The organism is Ulvibacter sp. 2305UL32-6 (assembly GCF_058148545.1).
Window position 1 is genome coordinate 1 of sequence record NZ_JBYVKA010000033.1, and the last position, 1,298, is coordinate 1,298.

4 protein-coding genes are annotated in these 1,298 nt (G+C 31.7%); all 4 read right to left on the reverse strand.

The features are described from left to right. Nucleotides 1-200 (reverse strand): hypothetical protein (locus tag ACY2RU_RS17530; protein WP_490139780.1); only part of this gene is annotated, 200 nt, incomplete at its 3' end. Between the two features lie 6 nt (nucleotides 201-206). Next, the gene (locus tag ACY2RU_RS17535) at nucleotides 207-782 is read right to left on the reverse strand and encodes a hypothetical protein (protein WP_490139781.1); all 576 of its coding nucleotides are present in this window, start codon (nucleotides 780-782) and stop codon (nucleotides 207-209) included. 15 nt (nucleotides 783-797) lie between these two features. Next, a complete protein-coding gene (locus ACY2RU_RS17540) occupies nucleotides 798-1,022 on the reverse strand; it encodes a hypothetical protein (RefSeq protein WP_490139782.1) in 225 nt (74 codons plus the stop codon). A gap of 4 nt (nucleotides 1,023-1,026) precedes the next feature. Continuing rightward, nucleotides 1,027-1,254 carry an HTH-like domain-containing protein gene (locus tag ACY2RU_RS17545; RefSeq protein ID WP_490139783.1) on the reverse strand — a complete coding sequence of 76 codons (228 nt, stop codon included), beginning with the start codon at nucleotides 1,252-1,254 and terminating at the stop codon, nucleotides 1,027-1,029. Nucleotides 1,255-1,298 lie beyond the last annotated feature (44 nt).

The following is a 1,298-nucleotide window of genomic DNA, read 5'->3' on the forward strand; positions in this document are numbered from 1 at the left end:
TGACCAGTGGCGAACCTTGGCAAGCCGTGGCTCAAAAAGTTTTGCGGAGCAAAAGCTGGCGGCGGCGTCGACGCGTGCGATTCAGCAGCCACGGCGAAGCCGTTAACTGGTTTATTCGGTTTTGATAAATTTACAATAAAAAGTAGGAATTCAAATTCAATTAACCCACTTAGCCATTGGTTATATACATTGTTGGGCACAGTTTTTTAAAATCCATCCGTACTTTTAAAGTCAATTTCCATTTTTTCTAATGGTTTTCTATAGTCCAAGTGTCCCTCTAAAGAACCAAGTCTGAATTTATAGCCTAATTTTTTATTAAATAAAAAGTCTCCAATTTCATTTGCTTCTAAAATCAGTGGTTTTAATTTTTTCTCAAAGTGCAAGAAATCATCTATTTCGGGATATTCCAATGTGTTTAAATGAGCAATTCGAATATTTCTATGCTCATTTTTTAAAAAGTTGATTTTCTGTCGGTATTGTTTTATTTTCTTGGTTAGTAATTTTAAATTTTTTTGGTCAACAGGTAATTTATTCAGTTTCTTTAAAATTGCTTGAAATGAATATTCAGCTTTTTCATCGTCAAGTTTTGTTAGGTGTAAAATTATTCCGTTCTCTAAATACCTTAATGATGTGAATTCTTCAATTATAAATCTACGTGTTGTTTTTTGAAAAATGTATTGAAATCTATTTGCTTTAGTGACATAAAAGTAAGTAGACGTATTTAAGTCAACTAGCTCAATTCGTATTCCTGAAAAGTCATCCTTTAATTCTTCTCTGTGCATTTAATAGACCAGTTTTTATCTTTCGAACGCATAGAAATATCCGCAACTAAATATGACTGAAAGAAACTCTCCTAAGTCATCTTTTAAAAGTGAAAAAGTCACATCTATCTCTTCAGAGTCACTACTTCCGATATAATCTAAATCCGCAATCCATTCGTAATTAAGTTCTTTTAATTGTTTGATAACGGTTTGTAATTCGTCGTAAGTGAAGTGTTTTGAACGAATATAGATTTTGTCCATTCGATTATTTTTTCGCAATTACATATTCAGCCAATTTCACTCCTTTAGTCAATTCAGTCAAATAAGATGCTGAAATTCCAGATTGTCTAATAATATCTTTTTTTGAATACTCACTTTCCTTTATTTCATTTGAGTATTTAATTCCGAACAAGTGTATCATAGCAACTGCATCTCCTTTTGGTGCATTGTTATACATTTCGCTGAGTTTTGTTCCTAATTCATTTAAGGTCATATTTTTTATTTTTTTGTTCAGATTGTGGTTTGGTCAAATTGTGC